General features: G+C 57.5%; 22 protein-coding genes. 19 read left to right on the top strand and 3 right to left on the bottom strand.

Annotated features, from left to right (window positions below; all coding sequences use genetic code 11):
• Positions 1-39 precede the first annotated feature (39 nt).
• Positions 40-1,182, top strand: a complete 1,143-nt coding sequence (locus tag C0039_RS01865; RefSeq protein ID WP_101517082.1) for an acyl-CoA dehydrogenase family protein — start codon at positions 40-42, stop codon at positions 1,180-1,182.
• A gap of 24 nt (positions 1,183-1,206) precedes the next feature.
• Here C0039_RS01865 and C0039_RS01870 read toward each other — a convergent pair whose 3' ends face one another.
• Entirely contained in the window at positions 1,207-2,355 is a 1,149-nt protein-coding gene (locus C0039_RS01870) for an acyl-CoA dehydrogenase family protein (RefSeq protein WP_101517083.1), read from the bottom strand.
• 182 nt (positions 2,356-2,537) lie between these two features.
• On the opposite strand from C0039_RS01870, the gene C0039_RS01875 reads away from it, so the two are divergent.
• Both C0039_RS01875 and C0039_RS01880 read left to right on the top strand, forming a co-directional pair.
• Complete coding sequence (locus C0039_RS01875; RefSeq protein WP_101517084.1) at positions 2,538-3,719, top strand: TMEM143 family protein; 1,182 nt, start codon at positions 2,538-2,540, stop codon at positions 3,717-3,719.
• 87 nt (positions 3,720-3,806) lie between these two features.
• Positions 3,807-4,940: an acyl-CoA dehydrogenase family protein gene (locus tag C0039_RS01880; protein WP_075999748.1), complete on the top strand. Its 1,134-nt coding sequence runs from the start codon at positions 3,807-3,809 to the stop codon at positions 4,938-4,940.
• A gap of 81 nt (positions 4,941-5,021) precedes the next feature.
• On the opposite strand, the gene C0039_RS01885 is transcribed toward C0039_RS01880, so the two are convergent.
• The gene (locus C0039_RS01885) at positions 5,022-7,016 is read right to left on the bottom strand and encodes a sodium-translocating pyrophosphatase (protein WP_075999749.1); all 1,995 of its coding nucleotides are present in this window, start codon (positions 7,014-7,016) and stop codon (positions 5,022-5,024) included.
• A 231-nt stretch (positions 7,017-7,247) separates the two neighbouring features.
• Here C0039_RS01885 and C0039_RS01890 point away from each other — a divergent pair, with 231 nt between their 5' ends.
• Positions 7,248-8,099 carry an alpha/beta hydrolase gene (locus tag C0039_RS01890; RefSeq protein WP_101517085.1) on the top strand — a complete coding sequence of 284 codons (852 nt, stop codon included), beginning with the start codon at positions 7,248-7,250 and terminating at the stop codon, positions 8,097-8,099.
• Between the two features lie 29 nt (positions 8,100-8,128).
• On the opposite strand, the gene C0039_RS01895 is transcribed toward C0039_RS01890, so the two are convergent.
• On the bottom strand, positions 8,129-9,403 hold the full coding sequence (locus C0039_RS01895) for an alpha/beta hydrolase (protein ID WP_101517086.1): 1,275 nt from the start codon (positions 9,401-9,403) through the stop codon (positions 8,129-8,131).
• Between the two features lie 190 nt (positions 9,404-9,593).
• Between C0039_RS01895 and mnmG the strand changes: the two genes are divergently transcribed.
• The 15 genes from mnmG to C0039_RS01970 all read left to right on the top strand — a co-directional run bounded on the left by mnmG (position 9,594) and on the right by C0039_RS01970 (position 26,374).
• Positions 9,594-11,501 carry a tRNA uridine-5-carboxymethylaminomethyl(34) synthesis enzyme MnmG gene (mnmG, locus tag C0039_RS01900; protein ID WP_101517087.1) on the top strand — a complete coding sequence of 636 codons (1,908 nt, stop codon included), beginning with the start codon at positions 9,594-9,596 and terminating at the stop codon, positions 11,499-11,501.
• Positions 11,455-12,132: a 16S rRNA (guanine(527)-N(7))-methyltransferase RsmG gene (gene rsmG, locus C0039_RS01905; RefSeq protein WP_243391528.1), complete on the top strand. Its 678-nt coding sequence runs from the start codon at positions 11,455-11,457 to the stop codon at positions 12,130-12,132. Before mnmG ends, rsmG begins: the two co-directional genes overlap by 47 nt.
• 32 nt (positions 12,133-12,164) lie before the next feature.
• Complete coding sequence (locus tag C0039_RS01910; RefSeq protein WP_075999754.1) at positions 12,165-12,974, top strand: ParA family protein; 810 nt, start codon at positions 12,165-12,167, stop codon at positions 12,972-12,974.
• A gap of 12 nt (positions 12,975-12,986) precedes the next feature.
• A complete protein-coding gene (locus tag C0039_RS01915; RefSeq protein WP_101517089.1) occupies positions 12,987-13,883 on the top strand; it encodes a ParB/RepB/Spo0J family partition protein in 897 nt (298 codons plus the stop codon).
• A 119-nt stretch (positions 13,884-14,002) separates the two neighbouring features.
• Positions 14,003-16,030 carry a TonB-dependent receptor gene (locus C0039_RS01920; protein WP_101517131.1) on the top strand — a complete coding sequence of 676 codons (2,028 nt, stop codon included), beginning with the start codon at positions 14,003-14,005 and terminating at the stop codon, positions 16,028-16,030.
• Positions 16,031-16,344: 314 nt separating this feature from the next.
• Positions 16,345-16,728: an ATP synthase subunit I gene (locus C0039_RS01925; protein WP_075999757.1), complete on the top strand. Its 384-nt coding sequence runs from the start codon at positions 16,345-16,347 to the stop codon at positions 16,726-16,728.
• 27 nt (positions 16,729-16,755) lie between these two features.
• The gene (gene atpB, locus C0039_RS01930; RefSeq protein WP_075999758.1) at positions 16,756-17,652 is read left to right on the top strand and encodes a F0F1 ATP synthase subunit A; all 897 of its coding nucleotides are present in this window, start codon (positions 16,756-16,758) and stop codon (positions 17,650-17,652) included.
• Positions 17,653-17,699: 47 nt separating this feature from the next.
• Positions 17,700-17,939, top strand: coding sequence for a F0F1 ATP synthase subunit C (gene atpE, locus C0039_RS01935; protein ID WP_075999759.1), 240 nt, complete (start codon positions 17,700-17,702; stop codon positions 17,937-17,939).
• Positions 17,940-18,002: 63 nt separating this feature from the next.
• Entirely contained in the window at positions 18,003-18,473 is a 471-nt protein-coding gene (locus C0039_RS01940; protein WP_075999760.1) for a F0F1 ATP synthase subunit B, read from the top strand.
• Between the two features lie 13 nt (positions 18,474-18,486).
• Complete coding sequence (locus C0039_RS01945) at positions 18,487-19,023, top strand: F0F1 ATP synthase subunit delta (RefSeq protein ID WP_075999761.1); 537 nt, start codon at positions 18,487-18,489, stop codon at positions 19,021-19,023.
• A gap of 22 nt (positions 19,024-19,045) precedes the next feature.
• Complete coding sequence (atpA, locus tag C0039_RS01950) at positions 19,046-20,590, top strand: F0F1 ATP synthase subunit alpha (RefSeq protein WP_101517090.1); 1,545 nt, start codon at positions 19,046-19,048, stop codon at positions 20,588-20,590.
• Between the two features lie 16 nt (positions 20,591-20,606).
• A complete protein-coding gene (atpG, locus tag C0039_RS01955; RefSeq protein ID WP_075999762.1) occupies positions 20,607-21,470 on the top strand; it encodes a F0F1 ATP synthase subunit gamma in 864 nt (287 codons plus the stop codon).
• Positions 21,471-21,570: 100 nt separating this feature from the next.
• Positions 21,571-22,968, top strand: coding sequence for a F0F1 ATP synthase subunit beta (atpD, locus tag C0039_RS01960; protein WP_075999763.1), 1,398 nt, complete (start codon positions 21,571-21,573; stop codon positions 22,966-22,968).
• A 29-nt stretch (positions 22,969-22,997) separates the two neighbouring features.
• On the top strand, positions 22,998-23,426 hold the full coding sequence (locus C0039_RS01965) for a F0F1 ATP synthase subunit epsilon (protein WP_075999764.1): 429 nt from the start codon (positions 22,998-23,000) through the stop codon (positions 23,424-23,426).
• 221 nt (positions 23,427-23,647) lie between these two features.
• Positions 23,648-26,374: a hypothetical protein gene (locus C0039_RS01970; RefSeq protein ID WP_101517091.1), complete on the top strand. Its 2,727-nt coding sequence runs from the start codon at positions 23,648-23,650 to the stop codon at positions 26,372-26,374.
• Positions 26,375-26,494: the final 120 nt, after the last annotated feature.

The following is a 26,494-nucleotide window of genomic DNA, read 5'->3' on the forward strand; positions in this document are numbered from 1 at the left end:
CTCAGCCCAGTCCCGCTGCCGTAGAACCAGAGATAGTCGATGCAGAACCCATTTGAAACCGAAGAGCGCCTGGCGTTTCGCGAGACCGTAAGGCGTTACGTTAATAGTGAAATAAAGCCCTATGTTGATGAGTGGGATGAGGCCGGGGATTTTCCCTGGCGCATTCATGAGGAACTGGGTGCCATGGGCTACTTCGGTTTTGGTGTCTCGGAGCAATACGGCGGCCTGGGTTTTGACGACGCGTTTATGCGGGCCAGTGCCTCCGAAGAAATGGCCAGGGCGGGCGGCACTGCCGTCTGGGCGGGTGTCGGCGGGCGCGGTATTTCCATTGGTCCAATTGAGCGACTGGCCAATGAAGAAATTCGCTCGCAGGTACTGGAAGATATCGTGCTGGGGCGAAAAGGCTCCTGCCTGGCTATCACTGAACCTGGAGGTGGTTCAGATGTGGCCAGTATGCAAACCACGGCAGAGCGTGACGGTGAGGAGTGGGTGCTAAACGGCGCCAAGACATTTATCACCGGCGGTATGAAAGGAGACTATTTTGTGGTGGGAGCACGCACCGGTGGCGAGGGCTTGCTGGGCATATCCCTGTTTTTTGTTGCCGCAGACAACACCGGCTTCAGCCGCACACCGTTGGAGCGCAAGATGGGCTGGTGGGCATCGGACCAGGCCACGCTGTATTTCGATAACTGTCGCGTACCAGCCAGCCATCTGATGGGGGAAGAGAATCGCGGTTTCATCGCGATTATGGAAAACTTTAACTTTGAACGGCTGTCCCTGGTCGCTGGTGCTGTAGGCATGATGAAAACCTGCCTGGAGGAATCCATAGCCTATGCCCGGGAACGCATCACCTTTGGCAGGCCGTTGCTGGAGCACCAGGTCATTCGCCACAAGATTGCCGACATGTCGGCAAAGGTTGACCAGATTGAAGCTTATATGCAGCTGATCTGCTGGCAGATCAATAATGGCACAATGCCGGTTGCGGAAATCTGCAAAGCGAAATTCTCCGCAACCAAGGCGTTGGCGTTCTGCGCGTCGGAGGCAATGCAGATTTTCGGCGGCGCGGGTTACCTGCGTGGCAACCCCATCGAGCGTATTTACCGCGAGGTTAAAGTGTTTGCGATAGGCGGCGGGTCAGAGGAAATCATGCGCGACCTGGCGGTGCGGCAAATGGGACTCTGACACCCGCTCTTCCTGCAGCCCGCTTTATTTCGCCACCAATCCCATGCGTTTACCGATAATGTTGAGCATAACCTCATCGGCGCCGCCGCCGATGGAGGTGAGCCGCATGTCACGCATGGCACGGCCCACCGGGTTGTCCCACATAAAGCCCATACCGCCCCAGAACTGCAGGCAGTCAGAGGGCAGCGTGCGGGTAAGCTGGCCCGCCTTCAGTTTGGCATAGGAGGCCAGCAGGGTTGGGTCTCCCCCATCTACCAGTACCTCGCAGGCCTGGTAGCACATGGCGCGCAGGGCTTCTACTTCCATCTGCATCTCGGCCAGTCTCATATTGATGTATTGCATATCGATCAACGGCTTGCCGAAAGCCTCACGCTGGCTGGTGTATTCGATGGTATGGGAAATGCACAGCTCGAGACCCTTGATCGTCATGGCGGCACCGGCGAGTCGCTCCTCCTGGAACTGCATCATCTGCATCTGGAAGCCTTTGCCTTCTTCGCCTATACGATAGGACTGGGGTACGACTACATCATCAAAAAATAGCTGTGCAGTGTCTGAGCAGCGCATTCCCAGTTTGTTCAGGCGCTCTGAGTGTGAGAACCCGGGGGTGTTGGTGGGCACGATGATCAGAGACTTGTTCTGGTGCTTCTGGTCATCGGAGGTGTTGGCCAGCACAACAATGTAATCTGCCTGGGTAGAATTGGTTATCCACATCTTGGTGCCGTTGATCACGTAGTCGTCACCGCGCTTGCGCGCCGTGGTTTTAATCGCCGCGACATCCGAGCCGGCATGGGGCTCGCTAACGCCAATACTGCAGACCATGTCTCCGGCTATCGCCGGGGCCAGGAACTGTTGGCACAGCTCCTCGGAACCGAAGCGTGCCAGGGCGGGTGTCGCCATATCGGTTTGCACGCCGATTGCCATGGGGATAGACCCGCAGGCGGTCAGCCCCCATTCCTCCATGGCGACCATTGCATAACCATAATCAAGGCCCATGCCCCCGTATTTCTCGGGTTTGTTAATACCCAGCAGGCCGAGGTCCCCCGCTTTCTTGAAGACTTTGTGCGCCGGGAAGATACCTGCCTCTTCCCATTCATCCACGTAGGGGTTGACCTCCTTCTCCACAAATTGCTGAACAGTACGGCGAATCTCGTTGTGTTGATCAGTGAACTGCATGGACTACAAACCTCTTGTTTACGGCGACTTTGTGTTCAAATCGAGTGACCGAGTATAGCCCAAGAGAATTAAAGCACCACTTTATTTACGCTTTTATGGCGCGCAAAATCAGTGCAAACTGCCTGCACGCTGCTTTACATTAACAGCAGCCCAATTCGCCTGGCCAAGGAAGCCGACCAACCATGCCAGATATCCCCAGATTACGCTTTATTCCCTTTCGGCGTGCAGATGTGGTGCAGATGTGCCGCGCGGAGCTTACGGCAGAGCCAGACCTGCTTGCTGCTCTGGAGTCGGCCAGTGAACTGATAGAGCTGCACTTTCAACGCGAGTTCCACGACATCAAGCAACAGCTGAAGCATGCCTATGGTCCACTTGATCCCGACGCAGATACCCGGGCGGTAGCGCAGTTCCGGGATGAGAACGCGGTCAATCGCCTGGGCTCAAAGCTGGCGCAGGTGTTGGACAGGGCCAACTATGAAAAGGTGTCTCCCGAACAACTGCAACACGCCTTCGCCACCGCGTCGTTGTTCGATCTTAAGCTCTATGTTGACCTGGAAGAGTTTGAGGAGGCCCTGCTGTTCACCCGCGGCGCCACCCCGCGGGAAGAAGAAGTGAAGAGTTTCTTTGGCCTGCGTCGGCAACGTGTGCAGTTTATGAACTTCGAGCGCGTTGTTTTGTTCATCCGTTTTCGCGATGACGTTGACGCGGAAAGTACGCTGGGTGGCTGCCAGCCGGGATCGACCATGCTCAAGCTGTTTCAGAACGTGCCTGGCGCTGACCTGGAGATGCTTTTTCCCAATACGCGGGTAGGTATGCGGCTGGTCGATAAACTGATGATAGGTGTGCCCGCCGTGGTCAGTGGTGGTGTGGTGATGACAACCAAGCTCGGTGCCACGTTGGTTCTCCTGGGCTCGCTGGTGGGCTTCTGGCTGGGCGTAAGGGCCGAGCCAGTGGAACTGGACAAGGCTGCGGTACTGGCACTACTCGCCGGCTTCGGCACGATCGCAGGCTATCTGTGGAAACAGTATTCCAGTTTTCGGAATCGTAAGCTGCGCTTTACCCAGGCCCTGACCGAAAACCTGTACTTTAAGCTGCTGGATAATAATGCCGGTGTGCTTTTTCGTGTGCTGGACGAGGCCGAGGAGTCAGAGTGTAAGGAAGCGCTTCTGGCTTACAGCTTTTTACTCAAGTTCTCGCGGCCGTGCTCAGCAAGGGAGCTGGATGAGCAGATTGAGCGCTGGTTCGTTCAGCATTGGCAATGCAGCTTTGACTTCGATATATCTGATGCCCTGGCGAAACTGGACAGATTGGGTCTGGCGCATGTTTCGGATGGCGGCTGGGCTGCCATTGTGAAAGAAAGATAAGGTCATACCGTTTAGTGCGCTTCTGTGCGTTGGCAGTACGCGGTGCGACCGTTGTTGTTGTGCTCACTTATATACCGGGTAAAGAGAATGAACGAAGAACTGGAACTGTTCCGTGAAAACGTAAGGCGCTTCATCGAGCGTGAAATCGCTCCCCATTATGAGCAGTGGGAGAGGGATGAAATATTCCCCCGGGAAATGTGGAATAAACTGGGAGAGCAGGGCCTGCTTTGCGTCGACCTGCCGGATGAATACGGTGGCGCCGGTGCAACTTTCCCTTTCTCCATGGTGGTTCTGGAGGAGTTCAGTCGGGCCAACTTTGGTGCCCTGGGTGGTCCAATCACTGTGCACTCGGACATCGTTGCCCATTATATATTGAACAACGGCTGCGAAGAGCAGAAGCGCAAGTACCTGCCTGGCTTTGCCAGCGGTGAATGTGTGGGTGCAGTCGCCATGACGGAACCCGGGGCGGGCAGTGACCTGCAGGGTGTGCGGACCACCGCAAAACGGGAAGGCGATGAGTGGGTGCTCAACGGTTCGAAGACGTTTATCACCAACGGCCAGCACTGTGATGTTGTTATTGTCGTGGCCCGCACCAACCTGGAAGTGTCGGGCGCAAAAGGTAGCAGCCTGTTTCTGGTAGACAGGGACACTCCCGGGTTTTCACGGGGCCGTAACCTGGAAAAGATCGGGCTCCACGCGAGCGACACCTCAGAACTTTTCTTCGAAGATGTGCGTTTGCCGGCCAGCGCCTTGCTGGGTGAGTTGGATGGTGGCTTCGCTGTACTGATGAAGGAACTGCCGCGTGAGCGCCTGGTTCTTGCATTGGGAGCTGTCGCTGCAGCCGAGGGGGTGATGACTGAGGCCGTGGCTTACTGCAAGCAGCGCCAGGCTTTTGGTGCGCCCATCGCGGCACTGCAGAACACGCGCTTCAAGTTGGCAGAGCTGGCGACAAAAGTGCGCGTCAATCGCGCTTTCGTCCTTGAGTGCACACAGCTCTACCTGCGCGGCGAGCTGGATGCGGCAACAGTCAGCATGGCCAAACTTGCCAGCACAGAGATGCAAGGTGAGGTCGCCGATGGTTGCCTGCAGCTTTATGGCGGGTATGGCTATATGCGTGAGTACGGCGTCTCCCGTGCATTTGTAGATGCGCGGGTGCAACGCATCTACGGCGGCACCAGCGAGATTATGAAAGAGTTGATCAGCCGCGCGGTACTGGCCTGACCAACTTGCTGCCGGCCTGCGCTAAACCGTGGACCTGTTTCCCTGGGATGGTCTTTGCGGCGGGTATTCCCGCCACACGTCCTAGAGCATGGGTGCAATAACCAGGCTGACGATGGCCATCACATTGATCAGGATATTCATAGAGGGGCCGGAGGTATCTTTGAACGGGTCGCCCACGGTGTCACCGACGACGGTGGCAGAGTGAGTATCGGAGCCCTTGCCGCCCAGGTTGCCCTTTTCTACATACTTCTTTGCGTTGTCCCAGGCACCCCCGGCGTTCGCCATCATTAATGCCATCAGCACACAGCCGAGAAGTGCGCCCCCCAGCATGCCGCCCAGTGCCTGAGCACCGAGCCCGAAACCAACTACGACCGGAGTGACCACGGCAATCGCCCCGGGCAGGATCATGCGGCGCAGCGCGGCCGATGTGGCAATGTCCACGCAGCGGGCGGTATCCGGTTCTGCGGTGCCCTCCAGGAGCCCGGGTATCTCGCGAAACTGGCGGCGAATCTCCGTGATCATGTCGAACGCAGCCTCGCCAACAGCGGTCATGGTGATTGACGCGATCAAAAAGGGCACGGTGCCGCCAATGAACATACCCACAAGCACGATGGGCTCGGAAATCTCCAGGCTAAAGCCGGGATTGTTCAATTCCACCGTTTCGACGAAGGCGGCAATGATAGCGAGGGCAGCGAGGGCCGCCGCGCCGATGGCGAAGCCTTTACCGATAGCGGCAGTGGTATTGCCGACCTCGTCAAGTCCGTCGGTGATTTTTCGGGTCTCCTCGCCCATGCCGGCCATTTCTGCGATACCCCCAGCATTGTCAGCTACCGGCCCATAGGCATCGATGGCCATGGTGATGCCAACCGTGGCCAGCATGCCGACAGCGGCGATACCCACACCGTACAAGCCAGACAAGGAGGTGGACACATATATGATCGCAGCGAGGAACAGAATGGGCAGGACTACCGACTGCATTCCCACGGCCAGGCCCGTGATCATTACCGTGGCAGGCCCGGTTTCTCCGGACTTGGCGATCTTCTTAACCGGGGTGGAGCCAGTGTAATACTCCGTGATCAGGCCGATCAGCACGCCGCCCACTGCGCCGCAAACTACTGACCACCAGATATTGACCTCCAGGCCCATGCCCTGAATCAGCAACCATGCCATTGCCGCAAACACCACTGGTGCTGCCAGCGTTCCGGTGCGCAGTGCGGTTTCCGGCGCGGCGTTGCTGCGAGCGCGTACGATGATGATGCCGGCCACTGAGGCCACCAGACCGATGCTGGCCAGGCAGAGCGGCAGGAACATCATCGCGCTCTGTACCCCGCTATCGATGGCCATAGTCGAGGCAATTGCAATGCAGGCTATCATCGAGCCGCAGTATGACTCGAAAATATCCGAACCCATGCCGGCGATGTCACCTACATTGTCACCCACATTGTCGGCGATAACGCCCGGGTTACGCGGGTCATCCTCGGGGATACCCGCTTCAATCTTACCAACCAGGTCTGCACCGACGTCTGCGCTCTTGGTAAATATGCCGCCACCGACCCTGGAAAACAGTGCCACGACCGAGGCCCCCATTCCGAAGCCATGGATAGCGTGGGCGGTGTGTGGGTCGCCACCAAAGTACCAGTAAACGCTGCCCAGCCCGACCAGGCCCAGTGAGGCGACGCACAGCCCCATGATTGAGCCACCGTAGAAAGAGATGGACAGGGCAAGGTCCTGGCCGTGATTGTGTGCGGCTACCGCTGTGCGAACGTTGGCCTTGGTAGCCGCAAACATCCCGAGAAAACCGGCGATGGCCGAAGACAGGGCGCCGACCAGGAACGAGATGGCGGTGTTCACGCCCAGTGGAGAGACCACGATACAAGCCAGCAGCGCTGCGGAGAACAGGGCCAGCATCTTGTACTCACGCTGCATGAACACCATAGCGCCCAGGTGAATCTGGTCGCCGATCTTTTTGACCACGCCATCGCCGTGATTGTGGCGAATCATAATGTGATAAATGATAAAGGCGATAACCAGACCGGCAAAGCCAAGCAAGGGGGGTACCATATGATATTCAGACATCAGCTGACTCCATGGTGTTTATTATTTGCTCAAGTCATTGCATGCTACCTAACATCGCTGGACTCTGACAAGGGCCGTAAAAAGGACCCGTGATGTCTCCTTCGAAGTCATGTCACCTGCCTGCGCCGTGGTATGGGCGGAATACATGTTCTATCCTGAGCCTACCGCGATCCCGCGGGAGGACAATAACGATCAGCAATGCCTTGTAGCGAAGAGGCAGGGAGTACACCGATGGAGCACCAGGATGGCAGTTTCGAGGGAGCAGCGGGCCACTCTATTTATTACCAGACCTGGACGCCAGAGACGCCGCCCAAGGCCGTGGTCCTGATAGTCCATGGGGCCGGAGAACACAGCGCTCGCTATGCGTCATTGGCGCAGCACTGCTGTGCGCATGATTATGCCGTGGCCGCGATTGACCATATTGGTCACGGTAAGTCCGACGGTACCTATGGCCACATGGAGAGCCTGCAGCACCATCTGGACACCCTGGCGATTTTTCGCGACAGGGTTGCGGAGGCGTTTCCGGGGCTTCCCATGGTGTTGCTGGGGCACAGCATGGGCGGGCTGATCAGCGCCTGCTTTCTATTGGAACACCAGAATAAATTTGCCGGCTGTGCGCTCTCCGGACCGGCGATCAAGACCGATCTGGAGCCCGGCTTTTTCCAGACACTGACCATTCGCCTGCTCTCGCGCCTGGCCCCCAAACTGGGGGTTCTGCAACTGGACCCGGCAGGTGTCAGCAGGGATACAGAGGTAGTAAGGGCTTACTGCGAAGACCCGCTGATCAATCACGGCAAGATGTCCGCACGCTTTGTCTCGGAACTTTTCAAGGGCATGCGGCAAATACAGGAGCGGGCCGGAGAGATCACTCTGCCGCTGCTGGTCATGCATGGTGAGGCTGATGTTATGACGGCCCCTGGCGGCTCCCGGTTTATCCATGATGCCGCGCGCTCAGAGGACAAAACGCTAAAGCTATACCCGGGGCTATACCACGAGATTTTTAACGAACCGGAGCGCGATCAGGTCTATGCAGACCTGATCGAGTGGTGTGATCGCCGGGTTATCGTTGCGCAAGACGCCTGAGTTTCAGCAGACGCGCGGCGCGGGTGCAATCAGGCCTCTGCCGGCGCGTCATCCGCCTGCTTCGCTCTGTGCTTTGCCAGCGCCCATTCCAGGAAACGGTGCACGCCATTGATGGTGTGCTCGGTGCGCATCGAATGGAAGATTTCCCAGGCATGCTCGGCACCGGGCATTTCAACATAGACCACAGGCTCTGCAGATACCGCCCTCAGCTTTTCGGCAAATACCTGCGCATCCCTGAGCGCGGCAAGGGTGTCATGGGTGCCGTGGAAAATAAGGAAGGGCGGCGCATCTTCGTGCACCTGGGCAACGGGTGAAGCGAGGTCCCACAGCTCCGGGTTGTCCTCCACTGTTTCGTGCAGGACTTTGCCGTTGAGGAATTTTTGATAAACGCTTCTATTGGGATGCTGGTCATAGCGCACCAGGAAGTCGTAGACGCCATAAAAGGGAACCGCTGCCTGCAGTGACGTATCGGTATCCGGGTTTTCCTGCTGCAGCTCCGGACGATTTGCCGTCAGACCCATAAGTGCTGTGAGATGGCCGCCGGCGGAGCCGCCCGTCACAGCGACGAAATCCGTGTTCATCCCATATTCCTCGCCATTTTCGCGTATCCAGCACAGCGCCTTTTTACAGTCGGTAAGGTGGGTGGGGAATGATACGCTGGGGCTCAGGCGATAGTTGGCAGCGACACAGATCCAGCCGCGCGCAGCCAGGTGGTACATAAGTGGCAGCGCCTGGCTGCCTTTGTCACCCATTACCCAGGCACCACCGTGAATCTGCAGCACAACCGGGCAGCCGCCCTCGGGAATTACGCGCGGCCGGTAGATATCCAGCTGTTGACGCACGCCCGCTGGTCCGTAGGGAATGTGTTTGATGACGTCCACGTCGGGATGCCCAAAGCCTACAGGGTTGCTCCAGTCGCTGAAGCTGATGGTTTCCCGGAATTGATCGCGCCGGCCATCCGTTACCTGCTCGCGGTAATCCGGGCCCAAACCGCTAGCGAGCGCTGATTCCACTGTTTCCTCAGCCTTGGTGGATTTCCACATCGACCAGACCAGCCCAGGCCAGGTGATCAGCAATACGATCAGGGCGAGGTTGCCAAGCGTGGAGTCCAGTGCCCCCCCCAGGCAAAACAACAATGCCAGCAGGGCCTGTAAAGGCAGCCATATCCATGCCAGCTCGGTGGCCAGCAGAGCGGTGCCGAAAGTCGCCCACGGTACTGCTTTCCTGGGTATGGCCCTGGGGGTGAACACGGTGATCATCGACACCAGGTTGAAAAGAGCAAGAAATGCCAGTAGCCAATCCATAAGAAAAATACCTTGTGCGAGAAAAGAGCGAGCGGGTCGGCTCGAAGCAGCGGCCACTTTACACAAGGCGGCCGCGGCTTGTCCAAGTGCAGTGCCCCGGCAATTTTCCCATCGAACATTTTTTGTACACCAGCGCTCTCGCACGTATAATCGCGCTCCCTGAAATGGAGCGGGCCAGCGAGGCTACCCTGTGGAATTCAAGCAACAGTTCGATGTGATCGTGGTAGGCGGAGGCCACGCTGGAACCGAAGCCTGCCTGGCGGCGGCTCGCATGGGCTGTCGTACGCTACTGCTCACTCACAGCGTGGATACGCTGGGACAGATGTCCTGCAATCCTGCCATAGGCGGTATTGGCAAGAGCCATCTGGTGAAGGAAGTGGACGCGCTGGGCGGTGCCATGGGCCGCGCCACAGACCGCGCAGGAATACAGTTTCGCATCCTCAATTCACGTAAAGGCCCGGCCGTGCGCGCAACCCGTGCACAGGCCGACCGTGTGCTCTATCGAAACGCTATCCGTGAGATCCTGGAGCGTCAGGAAAATCTCAGCATCTTCCAGCAGCCAGTCGATGACCTGCTGATCGAGAATGGTGTCGTCGCCGGTGCCATCACGCAGATGGGCGTGATTTTCAGGGCGCCGCGGGTGGTGCTCACCACGGGTACCTTTCTGGGCGGCAAGTTGCATATCGGCCTGGAGAACAGCGCTGGTGGTCGCGCCGGAGATCCCCCCTCTATTGCGCTGGCGACGCGGCTGCGCGAGCTTCCCTTCCGCGTAGAGCGACTCAAGACAGGTACTCCGCCACGTATTGATGCTCGCAGCGTTGATTTCAGTGAGCTGGAAGAGCAGTGGGGCGATGAGCCCATGCCTGTCATGTCTTTTATGGGTAGCGCGGCCGAGCATCCCGAGCAACGTTGCTGCTGGATTACCCACACCAACGAGCGCACCCACGACATCATCCGCGCAGGTCTGGACCGTTCGCCGTTGTTCTCAGGGGTAATTGAGGGCGTGGGCCCGCGTTATTGCCCCAGCGTTGAGGACAAAATACACCGGTTTGCTGACAAGGCCTCTCACCAGGTGTTCATCGAGCCTGAGGGCCTGTCTACGCCGGAGCTTTACCCCAATGGGATTTCCACCAGTCTGCCTTTCGATGTGCAGGTTGACCTGGTGCATTCTATAAAGGGCTTCGAAAACGCCCATATAACCCGCCCCGGCTATGCCATTGAGTACGACTTTTTTGATCCGCGTGACCTTGATTATTCGCTGGAAACCAAAGCCCTGCCCGGCCTGTATTTTGCCGGTCAGATTAATGGCACCACGGGCTATGAGGAGGCGGCGGCACAGGGGCTGCTCGCCGGCCTCAATGCAGCGCTGGCAGTAAAAGGTGATGATGCCTGGTGCCCGCGTCGCGATGAAGCATATATCGGTGTGCTCGTCGACGACCTGATTACCATGGGCACCATAGAGCCTTACCGCATGTTCACATCGCGCGCTGAACACCGCCTGCTGTTGCGCGAGGACAATGCCGACCTGCGACTGACCGAGCGGGGGCGCAAGCTGGGGCTGGTAGATGATGCGCGCTGGCAGCGATTTGACCAAAAACGCGAGGCGATCGAACAGGAGCGTGCTCGACTGGCCAGTACCTGGATCCAGCCGGGTAGCAGTGAGGCGCAGACGTTGGCGGGCAAACTGAACAGCCCACTGACCCGGGAGTACTCCCTGGCAGACCTGCTCAAGAGACCAGAGCTGGATTATGCAGATATCGCCAGCCTGAAGGGCGAACCCGAGGCCGATGAGCAGGCGGCACAGCAGGTGGCGATTCAGGCCAAATACGCAGGGTATATTGACCGCCAGCAGGGCGAGATCGACCGGCTGCGACGCTACGAGGATACAGCGCTGCCTGCGGACCTGGACTACCTGCAGGTTGACGGACTCTCCAATGAGGTCAAACACAAGCTTGCGGACGCACGCCCCCTTACCCTTGCCAGGGCGGGCCGCATCCCCGGGGTCACCCCGGCAGCCGTTTCGCTGTTGCTGATTTACCTGAAGAAGCGCGGTGAGCTGGGTAAACTCATCACTGACGATCGAATTCAGCTGGCCTGACTTGAACGACGCGCTGCAAAGTCAGTTGGCCAGAGGCTGCGAGGCGCTGGGTGTTGGCAGCGATGATGCCACCCAGGCGGCCTTGCTTGGGTACCTGGAGCTGCTGATCAAATGGAACCGGGCCTACAACCTGACGGCCGTGCGCGAACCTGCGCAAATGATTACACGACACCTGCTGGACAGCCTGGCAATTGCACCGCACTTGCAGGGCCAGCGCCTGATAGATGTGGGTACGGGAGGCGGTATGCCCGGTGTGCCCATGGCGGTGCTGTTTCCCCAGCGTGAGTTTCACCTGCTCGACAGCAACGGCAAGAAGACCCGCTTCCTGTTTCAGGTGAAAACTGCGCTGGGCTTGGATAATATGACTGTTCACCAGGCGCGGGTGGAATCCTTCCATAGTGAAGTGCCCTTTGACGCCGTTCTCTCGCGGGCCTTTGCTTCGTTGGAAGACATGGTTGCAGGTTGTCGCCATCTCCTCGCGGAGGGGGGCCACTTCCTCGCCATGAAAGGCGCCTTTCCTGAGCAGGAGTTGGCGGCGGTGGCAGGTGACTGCCACCTGCGGGCCGTGCACGAATTGCAGGTGCCGGGGCTGGACGAGCAGCGCCACCTGGTAGATCTGACACTGCGCTGAATCAGGCGCGTAAACTTGAACCAGGGGACATTGTGGCAAGAATCATAGCAATTGCGAACCAGAAAGGCGGGGTCGGAAAGACCACGACCTGCGTGAACCTCGCTGCATCCCTGGCGGCCATGAAGCAGCGGGTGCTGCTTGTGGACCTGGACCCCCAGGGCAATGCCACCATGGGCAGCGGGATAGACAAGTACGCAATAGAGCGCAGCATCTATGACGTTCTGGTACACCGGGCGCCAGTGACGGAGGTGATCTGCCGTGCCGGAGAGAGCAACTTTGATGTGTTGCCCTCCAATAGCGACCTTACCGCCGCTGAAGTGGAGCTGATCGATGTCGATCACAAGGAACGCCGTCTGCGTGCTGCGCTGATTGAGGCATCAGCAGCGTACGACTATGTCCTGATCGACTGCCCGCCCTCACTGAATATGCTGACCCTGAACGCACTGGTTGCTGCGGATGGGGTGATTATTACCATGCAATGCGAGTACTTCGCCTTGGAGGGGCTCTCCGATCTGATGCGCACTATCAGCAGGATAGCCGACTCGGTGAATGCCGACCTGCAGATTGAAGGCATCCTGCGTACCATGTACGACCCCCGCAACAGCCTCACCAACGAGGTTTCGAACCAGCTGCACAGCCACTTTGGCAGCAAGGTCTACCGCACGGTGGTGCCGCGGAACGTGCGGCTTGCCGAGGCCCCCAGCCATGGGGTGCCTGCAATGTATTACGATAAGTACTCGCGTGGCTCCAAGGCCTACATGGCACTGGCCGGTGAAATCATCCGACGAGAGGAAAAGCTGGCCTCGCAGCGGGGCGAGGCTGTCGCCGGAATTACAGAGTAATGGAGAGCTAGAATGTCCACCAAAAAGCGTTCGCTGGGACGGGGTCTGGACGCGCTACTGGGAGCCAGTGCGAAAGCCAATGAGGCCGCCGAGGCGTCCGAGTCGACAGTGGCCCAGGCCGCCGCTGACCCGGGCAACCTGCTCAAGGAGCTGGCTATCGACCTGATCCAGCGCGGCAAATATCAGCCGCGCAGGGACATGGAGCCCGAGTCGCTGCAGGAGTTGGCCAACAGCATAAAGGCCCAGGGGGTGATGCAACCGATCGTGGTGCGTCCTATCTCCGACCGGAAATACGAGATTATCGCCGGTGAACGCCGCTGGCGTGCAACTCAGCTGGCGGGCCTTGACACGATTCCCGCCGTGATTCGTGATGTGCCCGACGAGGCTGCGATCGCCATGGCGCTGATCGAGAACATACAACGCGAAGACCTCAACCCGATTGAGGAAGCTGTGGCCCTGCAGCGTCTGCAGCAGGAGTTCGACCTCACCCAGCAGGAAGTGGCCGATGCGGTCGGCAAGTCCCGCTCTACCGTCACCAACCTGTTGCGCCTGATGAGCCTGCAGGAAGACGTGCGCAGGCTGGTGGAGCACGGCGACCTGGAGATGGGGCATGCGCGTGCGCTACTTGGCCTGGAGGCGGGGGACCAATCCCATGCTGCCGGCCAGGTAGTGGCCAAGGGCATGTCGGTTCGACAGACTGAGGCGTTGGTACGTCATTTGCTCGAGGCAAAGGAAAAGCCGAAAGCCGCTCCCACCCTCGACCCCAATATCCGCCACCTGCAGGACGACCTGTCCCAGCGACTGGGTACCAAAGTGCAGATTCAGCACTCTGCCAAGGGGAAAGGTAAGTTGGTGCTTGCTTACTCTTCCCTTGACGAGCTGGACGGGATTCTCGCGCACATAAAGTAATCCATGCTGCGTTTTCTGGCGCCGGCATTGCAGTCGGCAACAGGTGTTGTTGACTCAGGGGTCTCAGGCCTGGGGCTCTGATCAGAACGAATAGATCCATAGGCAAAATGAAGAAGAAAATGAAACCAAGGACTACTTTACTGGCCATCCTGGCCCTGTCTGCCGGTGGCGCAGGTGCTCATGAACTGGAAGAGGTGGTGGTACAGGGTCGCAGCCTGGTGTTGATCAAGCAGGCAAGAAGCGCATCCGAAGGCGTGGTTGGTCAGGAAGATCTTGAAATACGCCCGTTGTTGCGTGCCGGCGATGTACTGGAGGCTGTTCCCGGTATGGTCGTTACACAACATAGCGGATCCGGCAAGTCCAACCAGATGTTTCTCCGGGGATTCAATCTCGACCACGGCACGGATTTCGCCACATGGGTGGACGGCATGCCGGTCAATATGCGCACCCATGGCCACGGCCAGGGTTACACGGACATTAACTTCCTGATTCCCGAAACCATTCGAACGATAGCCTTCGTCAAGGGGCCCTATCACGCGGAGCTGGGTGACTTTTCCTCGGCTGGCGGGGCACATATAAGTACAGCGGAGCAGTCTTCGGGGGCCGAGGCTCGCTTGCAGTTGGGCGAGAACGGCTATCGTCGCCTGCTCGGCATGGGTGGCTCGGACCTGGGCCGGGGGCGCCTCAGTGTGGCACTGGAGGCCCTGGCATACGATGGGCCCTGGACTGATATTGAAGAGGACGTTGATAAAACCAATGGTCTTCTACGTTATTACCAGGGCGTAGAGGACAGCAACTGGTCCGTCACCCTCATGGGCTACGACAACAACTGGAACGCGGCTGACCAGATTCCCGAGCGCGCTGTTGCCCGGGGCCTCATCGATGAATTCGGGTCGCTGGACAAGACACTGGGCGGTAACTCCAGCCGCTATAGTCTCTCCGCTGCGCTGCGAAGGCAGTCTGACGCTGGCGGTTTGCAGCTCTCTGCCTATGTCATCGATTATCAAATGCAGTTGTGGTCCAATTTCACCTACCTGCTGGATGACCCGCAACGCGGCGACCAGTTTGAGCAGCTTGATGATCGGCGTATTTACGGCGCAAGCTGGAACCAGCACTGGTTTGCACAGGGAAACCTGAAACACTCCGCCGGTGCGGAGCTGCGACACGATGATATCGATAAGGTGGGGCTGTTTCGCACGCAAGGCCGCCTGCGCCTGGACACCACCCGCCTCGATGCTGTGGAGGAGACCAGCCTCGGCCTTTACTACGAAATTGACTGGGCCTGGAATGATCAGTGGCGAGTAGTCGGCGGCCTGCGCGGCGACTACTACCACTTCGATGTGGAGTCAGATCGGGCGATTAATAGTGGTAGTGATGCCGATACCATCATCAGCCCTAAAGCCAGCCTGATCTATACGCCCAGCGCCAACCGGGAGTTTTACCTTAGCGGGGGCCTGGGTTTTCACTCCAATGACGCCCGGGGTACAACGATTCGCGTGGACCCCGTGAGTGGTGACCCGGTCGAAGCAGTGGATCCCCTGGTTCGCTCCCGCGGGGCCGAGGTTGGTTTGCGCAACGACTGGTGGGGCCGTGCCAACAGCTCGCTGGCGCTGTGGTACCTCGAGCTGGATTCGGAACTGCTCTTTGTGGGCGATGCTGGCAATACCGAAGCCAGTCGACCCAGCCGGCGCTGGGGAGTGGAGTGGAACAATTACTGGGACGTGACGGAGGTCTGGTCCCTGGAGCTGGATATGGCCTGGACCGACGCGCGATTCGACGACAGGGCACCCGGCGGTGACTTTATTCCAGGGGCCGTGGAGTGGGTAGTGAGCGGGGCGCTGAATGCTGTTTACCCCGGAGGTTGGTTTGGTTCCCTGCGCCTGCGCCAGTTCGGTGGAGCACCGTTGACAGAAGATGGCAGCGTGAAAGCAGACGGGTCCTCCCTCGCCAGCCTTGCAATCGGCTGGGAGGGCGAGCGTTTGCGTCTGCAGCTGGATACACTGAATCTTTTCGATTCAGATGATCACGACATAGACTATTTTTATGCTTCGCGACTGCCCTCAGAGCCAGCGGATGGTATAGAAGATACCCATTACCATGCCTTCGAGCCGCGTCAGCTACGGCTTTCTGTCGGCTGGCGCCTCTAAATTCTGGCGTGAAGGCTTCTTGTGGCGGGCCCCCGCGTGCTGCCCGGGCTTTTTACTGGCGAGACAGGTGATTTTAGCAGCACACTATCTGGTGGATTGGCGAGCGCTACCCACAAGATGAAGTGGCTGCCGGGTGCGGCGGCCTGCAAACGGTCTAAACCTGCAGGAAATGCGCGGGTAAATGCCGCTATTTCTTCGCTGTATACCGGCCATAGTCTGGTTGAACCTGTACCCCTTTGCCCATATAATGCGCGCGCCTTGAACGAGGAAGAACCCCGTGCGGCCAACGGATAGCGAAGTAAGGGTTGATTATTATGCCCGGTGCTGAGATAGCACGACCTCCTGTTCACCGCATTAGCCTGGCGCAACTGTTGGTCCTCTGTAGCGTGTGTGTACCGCTGTGGATATATGACGAAGTGATCGCCTGGTCAGCCCTGGCGGGGGGCTTGATAGCTGTTATTCCTCAGGCCTGGTTTGCCAGACTCGCTTTCCGTTGGCGGGGAGCGAACTCAGCCAGGGCGATCGCCCGGTCCAGTTACGCTGGAGAGACTGGGAAGTTTGTTCTCAGTGTGGCGGGGTTTGCTGTCGTGTTTGCGACAGTTCGGCCGATTGACGGCCTGGCAGTGTTCGCCGGATACCTGGCGATGCTGGTTGTACAAATTATTGGTAGCTGGTTGTTGCTTAGCCACAATCAGTGACTTCAGACAGACGCAAGAGTTCTATAGATGGCAGCTGCAGGCGAAACACTGACAATCTCCGGGTACATTGTCCACCACCTGACCAATCTCACCTATGGCAAATTACCTGCTGGATTTGAGCGCCACGCAGCCGACGGTTCTGTCTCGGTGGTCCCGGAAGGCGGCATGTGGACCATGGCTAACGAAGGTACGGAAGCGGCGGCGATGGGCTTTACCGCCATTCATGTCGACTCCATGCTCTGGTCAGTTGGCCTGGGCATCGTTTTCTGCTGGTTGTTTCGCAGCGTTGCCAAGAAAGCCGAAGCGGGTGTACCCAGCGGCTTTGTTAACGTGGTTGAAATGATTGTTCAGTTTGTCGATGACACTGTTCGCGACACGTTCCACGGGCACAATAAGTTGGTGGCACCGCTGGCGCTGACGGTTTTTGTGTGGGTGTTCCTGATGAACCTGATGGACCTCATCCCGGTGGACCTTATTCCTCACACACTTGCTCTGCTGGGTGTTCCCTATCACAAGATCGTGCCGTCCACCGACCCCAACATCACCATGGGTATGGCGCTGGGAATTTTCATTCTGATGCTTTACTACTCAATCAAGGTTAAAGGCTTTGGTTTTGTTAAAGAGCTGACCATGAACCCTTTTAACCACTGGGTGTTTATCCCCGTGAATCTGTTTATGGAAGTGGTCGGCCTGCTGGCCAAGCCCTTCTCTCTTGGCCTACGACTGTTCGGAAACATGTACGCCGGCGAGATGATCTTTATTCTGATTGCAGCCCTGTTCAGCGCCGGAATAGCCTGGCTGGTGCCCGCGGGACTGTTGCAGATGGGCTGGGCAATTTTCCATATTTTGATTATTACCCTGCAAGCTTTCATCTTCATGGTGTTGACGATTGTATATCTCAGCATGGCCCATGAAGATCATTGATTCATTTTGAACTTTAAACCCTTAGTAATAAACGTTAGGAGAAAATCATGGAATTAGTCATCGTTGCAGCTGCAATCATGATGGGTTTGGGTGGCCTGGGTGCCGCTATCGGTGTTGGCCTGTTGGGCGGTAAGCTGATTGAAGGATCTGCTCGCCAGCCTGAGTTGGCTCCCAAGCTGCAGGTTACCTTCTTCCTGGGCGCAGGCCTGGTAGATGCGATCCCCATTATTGGTGTTGGTATCGCTATGTACCTGATCTTCGTAGTTGCACCTTCTCTTGCAGGCTAAATAGAGACTATCTTTTACGGGGCAGTGTTCACAGCTGCCCCATTAACCTGTGAGGAGGACAGCGTGAATATTAATCTTACGCTTTTCGGGCAGATGATCGCTTTTGTCTGCTTCGTTTTGTTCTGTATGAAGTATGTGTGGCCTCCTATTTTAGCCGCAATGAAAGAGCGTGAACAAAAGATCGCTGACGGCCTGGCAGCAGCAGATCGTGCCAGCCACGACCTTGAATTGGCGAAAGAGAAGGCAGTTGAACGCCTGAAGGAAGCCAAGCAAGAGGCAGCGGCTATTGTTGAATCCGCGAATAAGCGCGGAAACCAACTGGTTGAAGAAGCCAAAGGTGCAGCGCTTGTTGAGGCAGATCGCGTGAAGGCGTCTGCGCAAGCGGAGATCGAGCAGGAATCGAACCGTGCACGCGAAGCGTTGCGCAGTGAGGTTGCCGCCCTGTCTTTGGCTGGCGCTGAGAAAGTTCTGGGTGCCGCGATCGATCAGGAGGCTCACAAGCAACTGGTCGAAAAACTGGCAGCAGAGCTGTAATTGCGAGGGAGCTATGGCTGAAATAAGCACACTGGCACGTCCCTACGCCAAGGCCGCGTTTGAATACGCTCGAGAGAAGGGTGCTTTGGCACAGTGGTCTGAGCAATTGGGCACTGTTGCCGCAGTAACCCTGGTTGAGGGCATGGACAAGGTGTTGGACAACCCGTCTCTCACCGATGAACAGCAGGCGCAGATTTTGAATGATGTCTGTGGAGACGCTAGCGGCGCAGAGGTGAAGAATTTTGTTTCTATTCTCTCCTCCAACAAGCGCTTGTCTCTGCTGCCGGAAATCCGTGTTCAGTTTGAATTGCTCAAGTCCAACCTGGAGAAATCCGTGGACGTGGAAGTGGTGTCCGCTTTTGATCTGGACGATGCCACTGCGAGTAGGCTGGCGGACGTACTGGGCAAAAAACTCGAGCGCGAAGTGAAGGTGAGCACCTCCACGGACAACGACCTTTTAGGTGGCGTATTAATAAGGGCCGGTGATCTGGTGATCGATGGCTCCGTGCGCGGCAGGCTGAACAAGCTTGCCGAAGCAATGAATTCCTAGCACTAGGACTGAGGAACAGAGCATGCAGCAACTGAATCCATCTGAGATTAGCGAGATCATCAAGTCGCGCATCGATTCACTCGATGTGTCTTCTGAGGCTCGTAACGAAGGTACGGTCGTCTCGGTAACGGACGGTATCATTCGTATCCACGGTCTCGCCGACGTTATGTATGGTGAGATGATTGAATTTGAAGGCGGCATCTACGGGATGGCGCTGAACCTTGAGCGCGACTCCGTCGGCGCAGTTATTCTGGGCGACTATAAGAGTCTGGCCGAAGGCCAGAGTTGTCGTTGCACCGGCCGTATTCTGGAAGTGCCGGTAGGTCCGGAACTACAGGGCCGTGTAGTTGACGCCCTGGGTAACCCCATCGATGGTAAGGGTCCGGTTAACGCGGCTATGACCGATGCGCTGGAAAAGGTTGCTCCCGGGGTTATCGCCCGCCAGTCTGTTGACCAGCCTGTGCAAATCGGCCTGAAAGCCGTTGACGCGATGGTGCCGATTGGCCGCGGCCAACGTGAGCTGATTATTGGCGACCGCCAGATTGGTAAGACGGCGATTGCGGTTGACGCCATCATTAACCAGAAGGGCTCCGGCATTAAGTGTGTCTACGTGGCCATTGGCCAGAAGGCCTCTTCGGTAGCCGCTGTGGTACGTAAGCTTGAAGAGCACGGCGCGATGGATCACACCATCGTCGTTGCCGCTACCGCTTCCGACCCGGCTGCGATGCAGTTCCTGGCACCTTTCGCCGGTTGCACCATGGGCGAATATTACCGTGACCGCGGTGAAGATGCCCTGATCATTTACGATGACCTGACCAAGCAGGCCTGGGCTTATCGCCAGATCTCCCTGCTGCTGCGTCGTCCCCCCGGGCGTGAAGCTTATCCGGGTGACGTTTTCTATCTCCACTCGCGTCTGTTGGAGCGTGCTGCACGGGTAAACGCCAAGTACGTTGAAGATTTCACCAACGGTGAAGTTAAAGGCAAAACCGGTTCGCTGACCGCATTGCCTGTCATTGAAACCCAGGCGGGTGACGTGTCAGCGTTTGTACCCACCAACGTGATCTCCATCACCGACGGCCAGATCTTCCTTGAAGCCGATATGTTCAACGCGGGCGTGCGCCCGGCGATGAACGCCGGTATTTCCGTTTCGCGTGTTGGTGGTGCGGCGCAGACCAAGATCATGAAGAAGCTGTCCGGTGGTATTCGTACCGCACTGGCCCAGTATCGTGAGCTGGCGGCATTCTCCCAGTTTGCCTCTGATCTCGACGACGCGACCAAGGCCCAGTTGGACCACGGTGAGCGCGTAACCGAACTGATGAAGCAGAAGCAGTATTCTCCGCAGAGCATCGCGGAAATGGGTCTGCTGCTGTACGCAGCGAATGAAGGGCTGCTGAGCGACGTTGAAGTAGCCAAGATCGGTGATTTTGAAGGCGCGCTGTTGTCTTATATGCACGCTGAACATGGCGAGCTGATGACCAGCATCGTAGAGAGTGGAGACTATAACGACGAGATCGAGGGCACTTTCAAGTCCGCGATTGAGAAGTTCAAGTCTACCCAGACCTGGTAGAGCCGAGGAACGCTAGATGGCAGCCGGAAAAGAAATACGCACCAAGATCTCGAGCATCCAGAGCACGCAGAAGATCACCTCCGCCATGGAAATGGTAGCGGCGAGCAAGATGCGTAAAGCTCAGGATCGTATGCAGTTGGGCAAGCCTTACGCCCGGCGCATGCGCTCGGTGGTCGGCCATATCGCAAATGCCGCGCCAGAGTACCAGCACATGTATATGGAAACGCGTGAAGTGAAGCGCGTAGGGTACATTATCGTTTCAACGGATCGTGGTCTGTGTGGTGGCTTGAACATTAACTTGTTCAAAGCAGCCATAAAGTCGATGAAAAGCTGGGATGACCAGGGCATAGGCATCGACTTGAGCCTGGTAGGCGCCAAGGCGACAGCATTCTTCAACAGCTATGGCGGCAATGTGATCGCGGCGGTTCGGGACCTTGGTGAAGAGCCATCGGTCGCGGACCTGATCGGCGGCGTGAAAGCGATGCTTGACGCCTACGAAGAGGGCAAGATCGACCGGCTTTTCCTGGTGAGCAACGAGTTTGTTAACACCATGACCCAGGACCCTACCGTCGAACAGCTGCTCCCGCTTGAAGCCGCTGAATCTGACGAGATGGCGCACCACTGGGATTACATCTACGAGCCCGATGCACGTGAACTGCTGGAAGGCCTGCTGACACGTTACATTGAGTCCCAGGTGTATCAGGCGGTTGTGGAAAACGGTGCCTGCGAGCAGGCTGCGCGTATGCTGGCGATGAAGAACGCCACGGATAATGCCGGTGACCTCATCGATGACCTGCAGTTGATTTACAACAAGGCGCGCCAGGCAGCGATTACCCAGGAGCTGTCTGAGATTGTGAGCGGCGCGGCGGCGATCAGCTAAGCGACAAACAAATGGGGACAGACCACGTTTTTACCAAAAGAGAAAAACGTGGTCTGTCCCCGGTTAGAAAAAATCGAACTTTGATATAGAGGATCCGAACATGAGCAGCGGACGTATCGTACAAATTATCGGCGCTGTCATCGACGTGGAGTTCCCACGCGATGACGTACCGCAGGTATACGACGCACTTAAAGTGCCTGAAAAAGACCTGACCCTGGAGGTCCAGCAGCAGTTGGGTGACGGCGTCGTTCGCGCTATTGCCATGGGTTCTTCCGAAGGTGTAAGCCGGGGCCTCGCAGTCGAGAACACCGGTGCACCCATCTCTGTACCTGTTGGTATCGAGACGCTGGGTCGCATCATGGACGTACTCGGCAATCCCATTGACGAGTGTGGCCCTATCGGTGAGCAAGAGCGCGCGTCGATTCACCGTAAAGCGCCGACTTATGAAGAGCTGGCGGCATCTGACGAACTGCTGGAAACGGGTATCAAGGTTATTGACCTGGTTTGTCCGTTTGCCAAGGGCGGTAAAGTGGGCCTGTTCGGTGGTGCCGGTGTTGGTAAGACCGTAAACATGATGGAGCTTATCAACAACATTGCTACCGAGCACAGCGGCCTGTCGGTATTTGCGGGTGTCGGTGAGCGGACTCGTGAAGGTAATGACTTCTATTTCGAAATGCAGGAATCCAACGTTGTAGACGTTGAGAATTTCTCCAACTCAAAAGTGGCCATGGTTTACGGCCAGATGAATGAGCCGCCCGGTAACCGCCTCCGGGTAGCACTGACCGGTCTGACGATGGCCGAAAAGTTCCGTGATGAAGGCCGTGACGTATTGTTGTTTGTCGACAACATCTACCGTTATACCCTGGCGGGTACCGAAGTTTCCGCGCTGCTGGGTCGTATGCCCTCGGCGGTAGGCTACCAGCCCACGCTGGCCGAAGAGATGGGCGTTCTGCAGGAGCGCATTACCTCTACCAAGGTTGGTTCCATTACGTCTATCCAGGCGGTATACGTACCGGCGGATGACTTGACGGACCCCTCACCTGCGACCACCTTTGCTCACCTGGACTCCACCGTTGTACTGTCTCGTGACATTGCGGCCCGCGGTATCTATCCTGCGGTTGATCCCCTGGATTCGACTTCCCGTCAGCTGGATCCCCTCATCATTGGCAGCGATCACTACGAAACAGCCCGTGGCGTGCAGTCGGTACTGCAGCGCTATAAGGAGCTCAAGGACATCATTGCCATTCTGGGTATGGACGAACTGTCTGAAGAGGACAAGCAGTCTGTAAGCCGGGCCCGTAAGATTGAGCGCTTCCTGTCTCAGCCCTTCCATGTGGCAGAAGTGTTCACCGGTTCTCCCGGTAAGTACGTTTCCCTGAAGGATACCATTGCAGGCTTTAAAGGAATTCTTGCAGGCGAATACGACCACTTGCCAGAGCAGGCGTTCTACATGGTTGGCAGCATTGAAGAAGCTGTCGAGAAAGCCAAAAACCTGTAAGTCAGGCGTAGTTTAAAGAGGCCAGTATTATGGCAATGACAATTCACTGCGACATCGTTAGTGCGGAAGAAGAGATCTTCTCCGGGCTGGTTGAGATGCTGGTGGCAACAGGCGGAGAAGGCGAGCTAGGTGTTAGCTATGGCCACGCTCCGCTGCTGACCAATCTGACACCCGGGCCCGTTCGAATCCTGACGCAGGATGGTGAAGAGCAGGTTTTCTACGTCTCCGGTGGCTTTCTAGAGGTGCAGCCCGGTGTTGTCTCTATTCTTGCCGACACGGCAATACGTGCACACGACGTAGATGAGGCAGCCGCGGAAGAAGCGCGTAAAGAAGCAGAGCACGCCCTGGCCAATCAGTCAGGTGAGTTCGACTACGGACGCGCTTCAGCCCAGCTTGCCGAGGCAGCCGCGCAGCTTGCCACGTTGCGTAAACTGAAGAACAGGGCCGGTCGCGGTTAGCAGGTAACAGTTCTTACGCCAGTCTGTATACGCTGGCGATCAATCAGCCCCGGTTTTTACCGGGGCTTTTTTGTTTCCGGCGCGGCGTTTTGTGTTGATCCGCTGATCCCGGGCCCGCTTGGTGACGTCCGCGAATTGACCGGTTTTGCCGATTCCCCGTCTTGGCTGCAGAAAAGGAATCGGTTAACGTCTGTTCTCTGAATAAGAACAGGCCAGCTTTCGTGTATAAGCAATTCTTTATCGCAGCGTCTTTGTTTGCCCTGGTGGCCTGCGGCGGCGGCTCCTCGTCCTCAGGTTCGCGAGCTTCTACACCTGAGCCTCCCTCCGTTCCAGACCCGGGCGATCCTGTGTCCCCGCCAGCGCCGCAAACAGCCTTTGCCTGCGGTTCCGGGGCCGCCTCATTAACGGCAGATGACGCTCCGGGAACGTATACCCTGTTTGAAAGCGGTCCGGTTCGCCCGGTAGCGCTCAGCGAAGATGGTGCCCGCTTGCTTGTTGCCAACGCCCCGGCCAACTGCCTGGAGATCTATGCGGTATCAGACCAGGGGTTCGCACTGGAATCCACGGTGATGGTGGGACTGGAGCCGGTGGCCGTGGCGTTTGCCAATGGTGATGAAGCCTGGGTGGTCAACCACCTCAGCGACTCCCTAAGCATCGTTGACCTGGGACAGACGCCGCACGTAAAACAGACGCTGCAAGTCGGCGATGAGCCACGGGATATTGTCTTCGCCGGGCCCAATCGCAATCGTGCTTTTATTACCGCCGCGTATCGTGGCCAGAACCACCCCACCTTTCGCTCGGATGACCTTACCCGGCAGGGATTGGGTCGCGCCGATGTGTGGGTCTACGACCGTGAACAACTGGACAACAGCCTCAACGGCAACCCGTTGACGATTATCAACCTCTTTGCAGACAGCCCCAGAGGCCTTGCCGTGTCTGCGGACGGTGCGACGGTGTACGCAGCGGCATTTATGTCTGGCAACCGCACTACCAGCCTTGCGCAGGATGTGGTGCGCAACGCCAAGCCAGCGCCACTGGGTAACGTGCAGGGCGCAAGGCAGCCAAATACTGCGCTTATTGTGAAAAAGCGAGCGGGAGGCTGGCGCGATGAAAGCGATACGGACTGGTCGTCTGCCGTGCGCTTTGATCTTCCTGATCTCGATGTGTTCTCTATCGACGCAGCGGCTGAAATTCCTGAGCTCAGGCAACAGATCAGTGGCGTCGGTACCATCCTCTTCAATATGGCGAGCAACCCGGTCAGTGGAGACCTGTATGTCAGTAACCTGGAGTCGCTCAATGACATCCGCTTTGAGGGGCCGGGAGACACTGCGACCACGGTTCGCGGTCGTATCGCCGAGAGCCGCATCTCGGTAATCAATGGCAATAGCGTGACCAGTACTCACCTGAACGACCATATTGATTTTGATGTACATGAGGGCGCTACCTATCCGGCCAATCAGGTCCAGCGCAGCCTCAGTCAACCCACCAGCCTGGCTGTCAGTCCAGACGGCAGTCGACTGTATGTTGCCGCCTTTGGTTCGGCGAAGGTCGCCGCGATCCCCACCGCACAGCTGGGCAGCGGCGCCTATGTGCCCAACCCTTCCCTGCATGCCGAATTGCCGGCGGGTGGTCCCGCGGGCCTTGCGTTGTCTGCCGATGGTACGCGCCTGGTTGTTTATACCCGCTTTGATAATGGCATCTCATTATGGGATACAGAATCGGGCGAGATGCTTGCGCACCGTTCACTGTTCAACCCAGAGCCGGCGCCTGTAGTGCGCGGCCGAGCGCTTTTGTATGACGCCCGCGAAACTTCTGCCAACGGCACGTCATCCTGCTCCAGCTGCCACATCTTCGGCGACATGGACCAGCTCGCCTGGGACCTGGGCAATCCCGATGGGCTGCTGCAGGACAACCCTAACGAATACGTTACCCGCAGTATCAAGACCACCATTAATTTTCATCCGATGAAAGGACCCATGACCACACAAACCCTGCGCGGCATTGCCGACAGCGGGCCCCAGCACTGGCGCGGTGACCGCACCGGGCAAAATCGTCAGCAGGTCAACGGAGAACTGGAGAGTATCGAGGCCGCTGCGTTCAAGGAGTTTAATCCTGCATTTGTTGGCCTCGTTGGCCGCAGCGAGGAACTGCTGCCCGGGCAGATGCAGGATCTTACGGATTTTGCCCTGGCACTGACCCCGCCACCGAACCCCGTGCGTCGGCTGGACAACTCGTTGACGCCCGCACAAGCTCGCGCCCGCGATATCTATTTTGATTTTGATAACATCACCGGTACAGGCAGTTGCAACCACTGTCATACGCTGGATCCTGTGCAGAAGCAGTTCGGTACTTCGGGCCTGATGAGTTTTGAGGGCGCCGGCATCGCCGAGAACTTCAAGATACCGCACTTTCGCAACGCCTATGCCAAGGTGGGTATGTTTGGCACCTCAGGAAACCTGGGCGACGGGGTTTTCCAGGGCGAGCAGATCAAGGGTTTTGGCTATCTGCATGATGGCTCTATCGCCACGCTACTGGACTTCTTTGCCTCGCCGACATTTACTTTTCCTGCACCTGTCGTGCAAAATCAGGCGGATATCGTGCGCTTTGTGATGGTGGCTGATTCCAATATGGCCCCGGTTGTGGGCCAGCAGGTCACCCTCGACAAACATAGCGCTGAAGCACAGTTGCAACGCCTTGAACTGCTCGAGTCCAGGGCCGACGTGACGCAACCACGGGAAGAATGTGACCTTATCGTTCGCGGCTTGCTGGACGCCACGCGTTACTCCGCGGTGCGTCAGGATGAAGGTGTTTATCTCGATACCAACGGGGCTGAAACCAGCACAGCCGCGCTGCGTGAGCAGGCCATGGAGGAAGGCAACGTACTGACTTTCACCTGTGTGCCACCAGGTAGTGGAGCGCGACTCGCCCTGGACCGGGCGTCTGCCTAGCTGCAGGCACTTCTCCAGACGCCGGCGGTGACGCACCGAGAGTGCTATCCCGTAAACGACTAAGCGCTGCCACGCTGCTTAAGATTCTAATCCCCGTCATCCCCACTTGCGCGGGAATGA

It is taken from the genome of Pseudohalioglobus lutimaris, assembly GCF_002866825.1.
Lineage (GTDB): Bacteria > Pseudomonadota > Gammaproteobacteria > Pseudomonadales > Halieaceae > Halioglobus > Halioglobus lutimaris.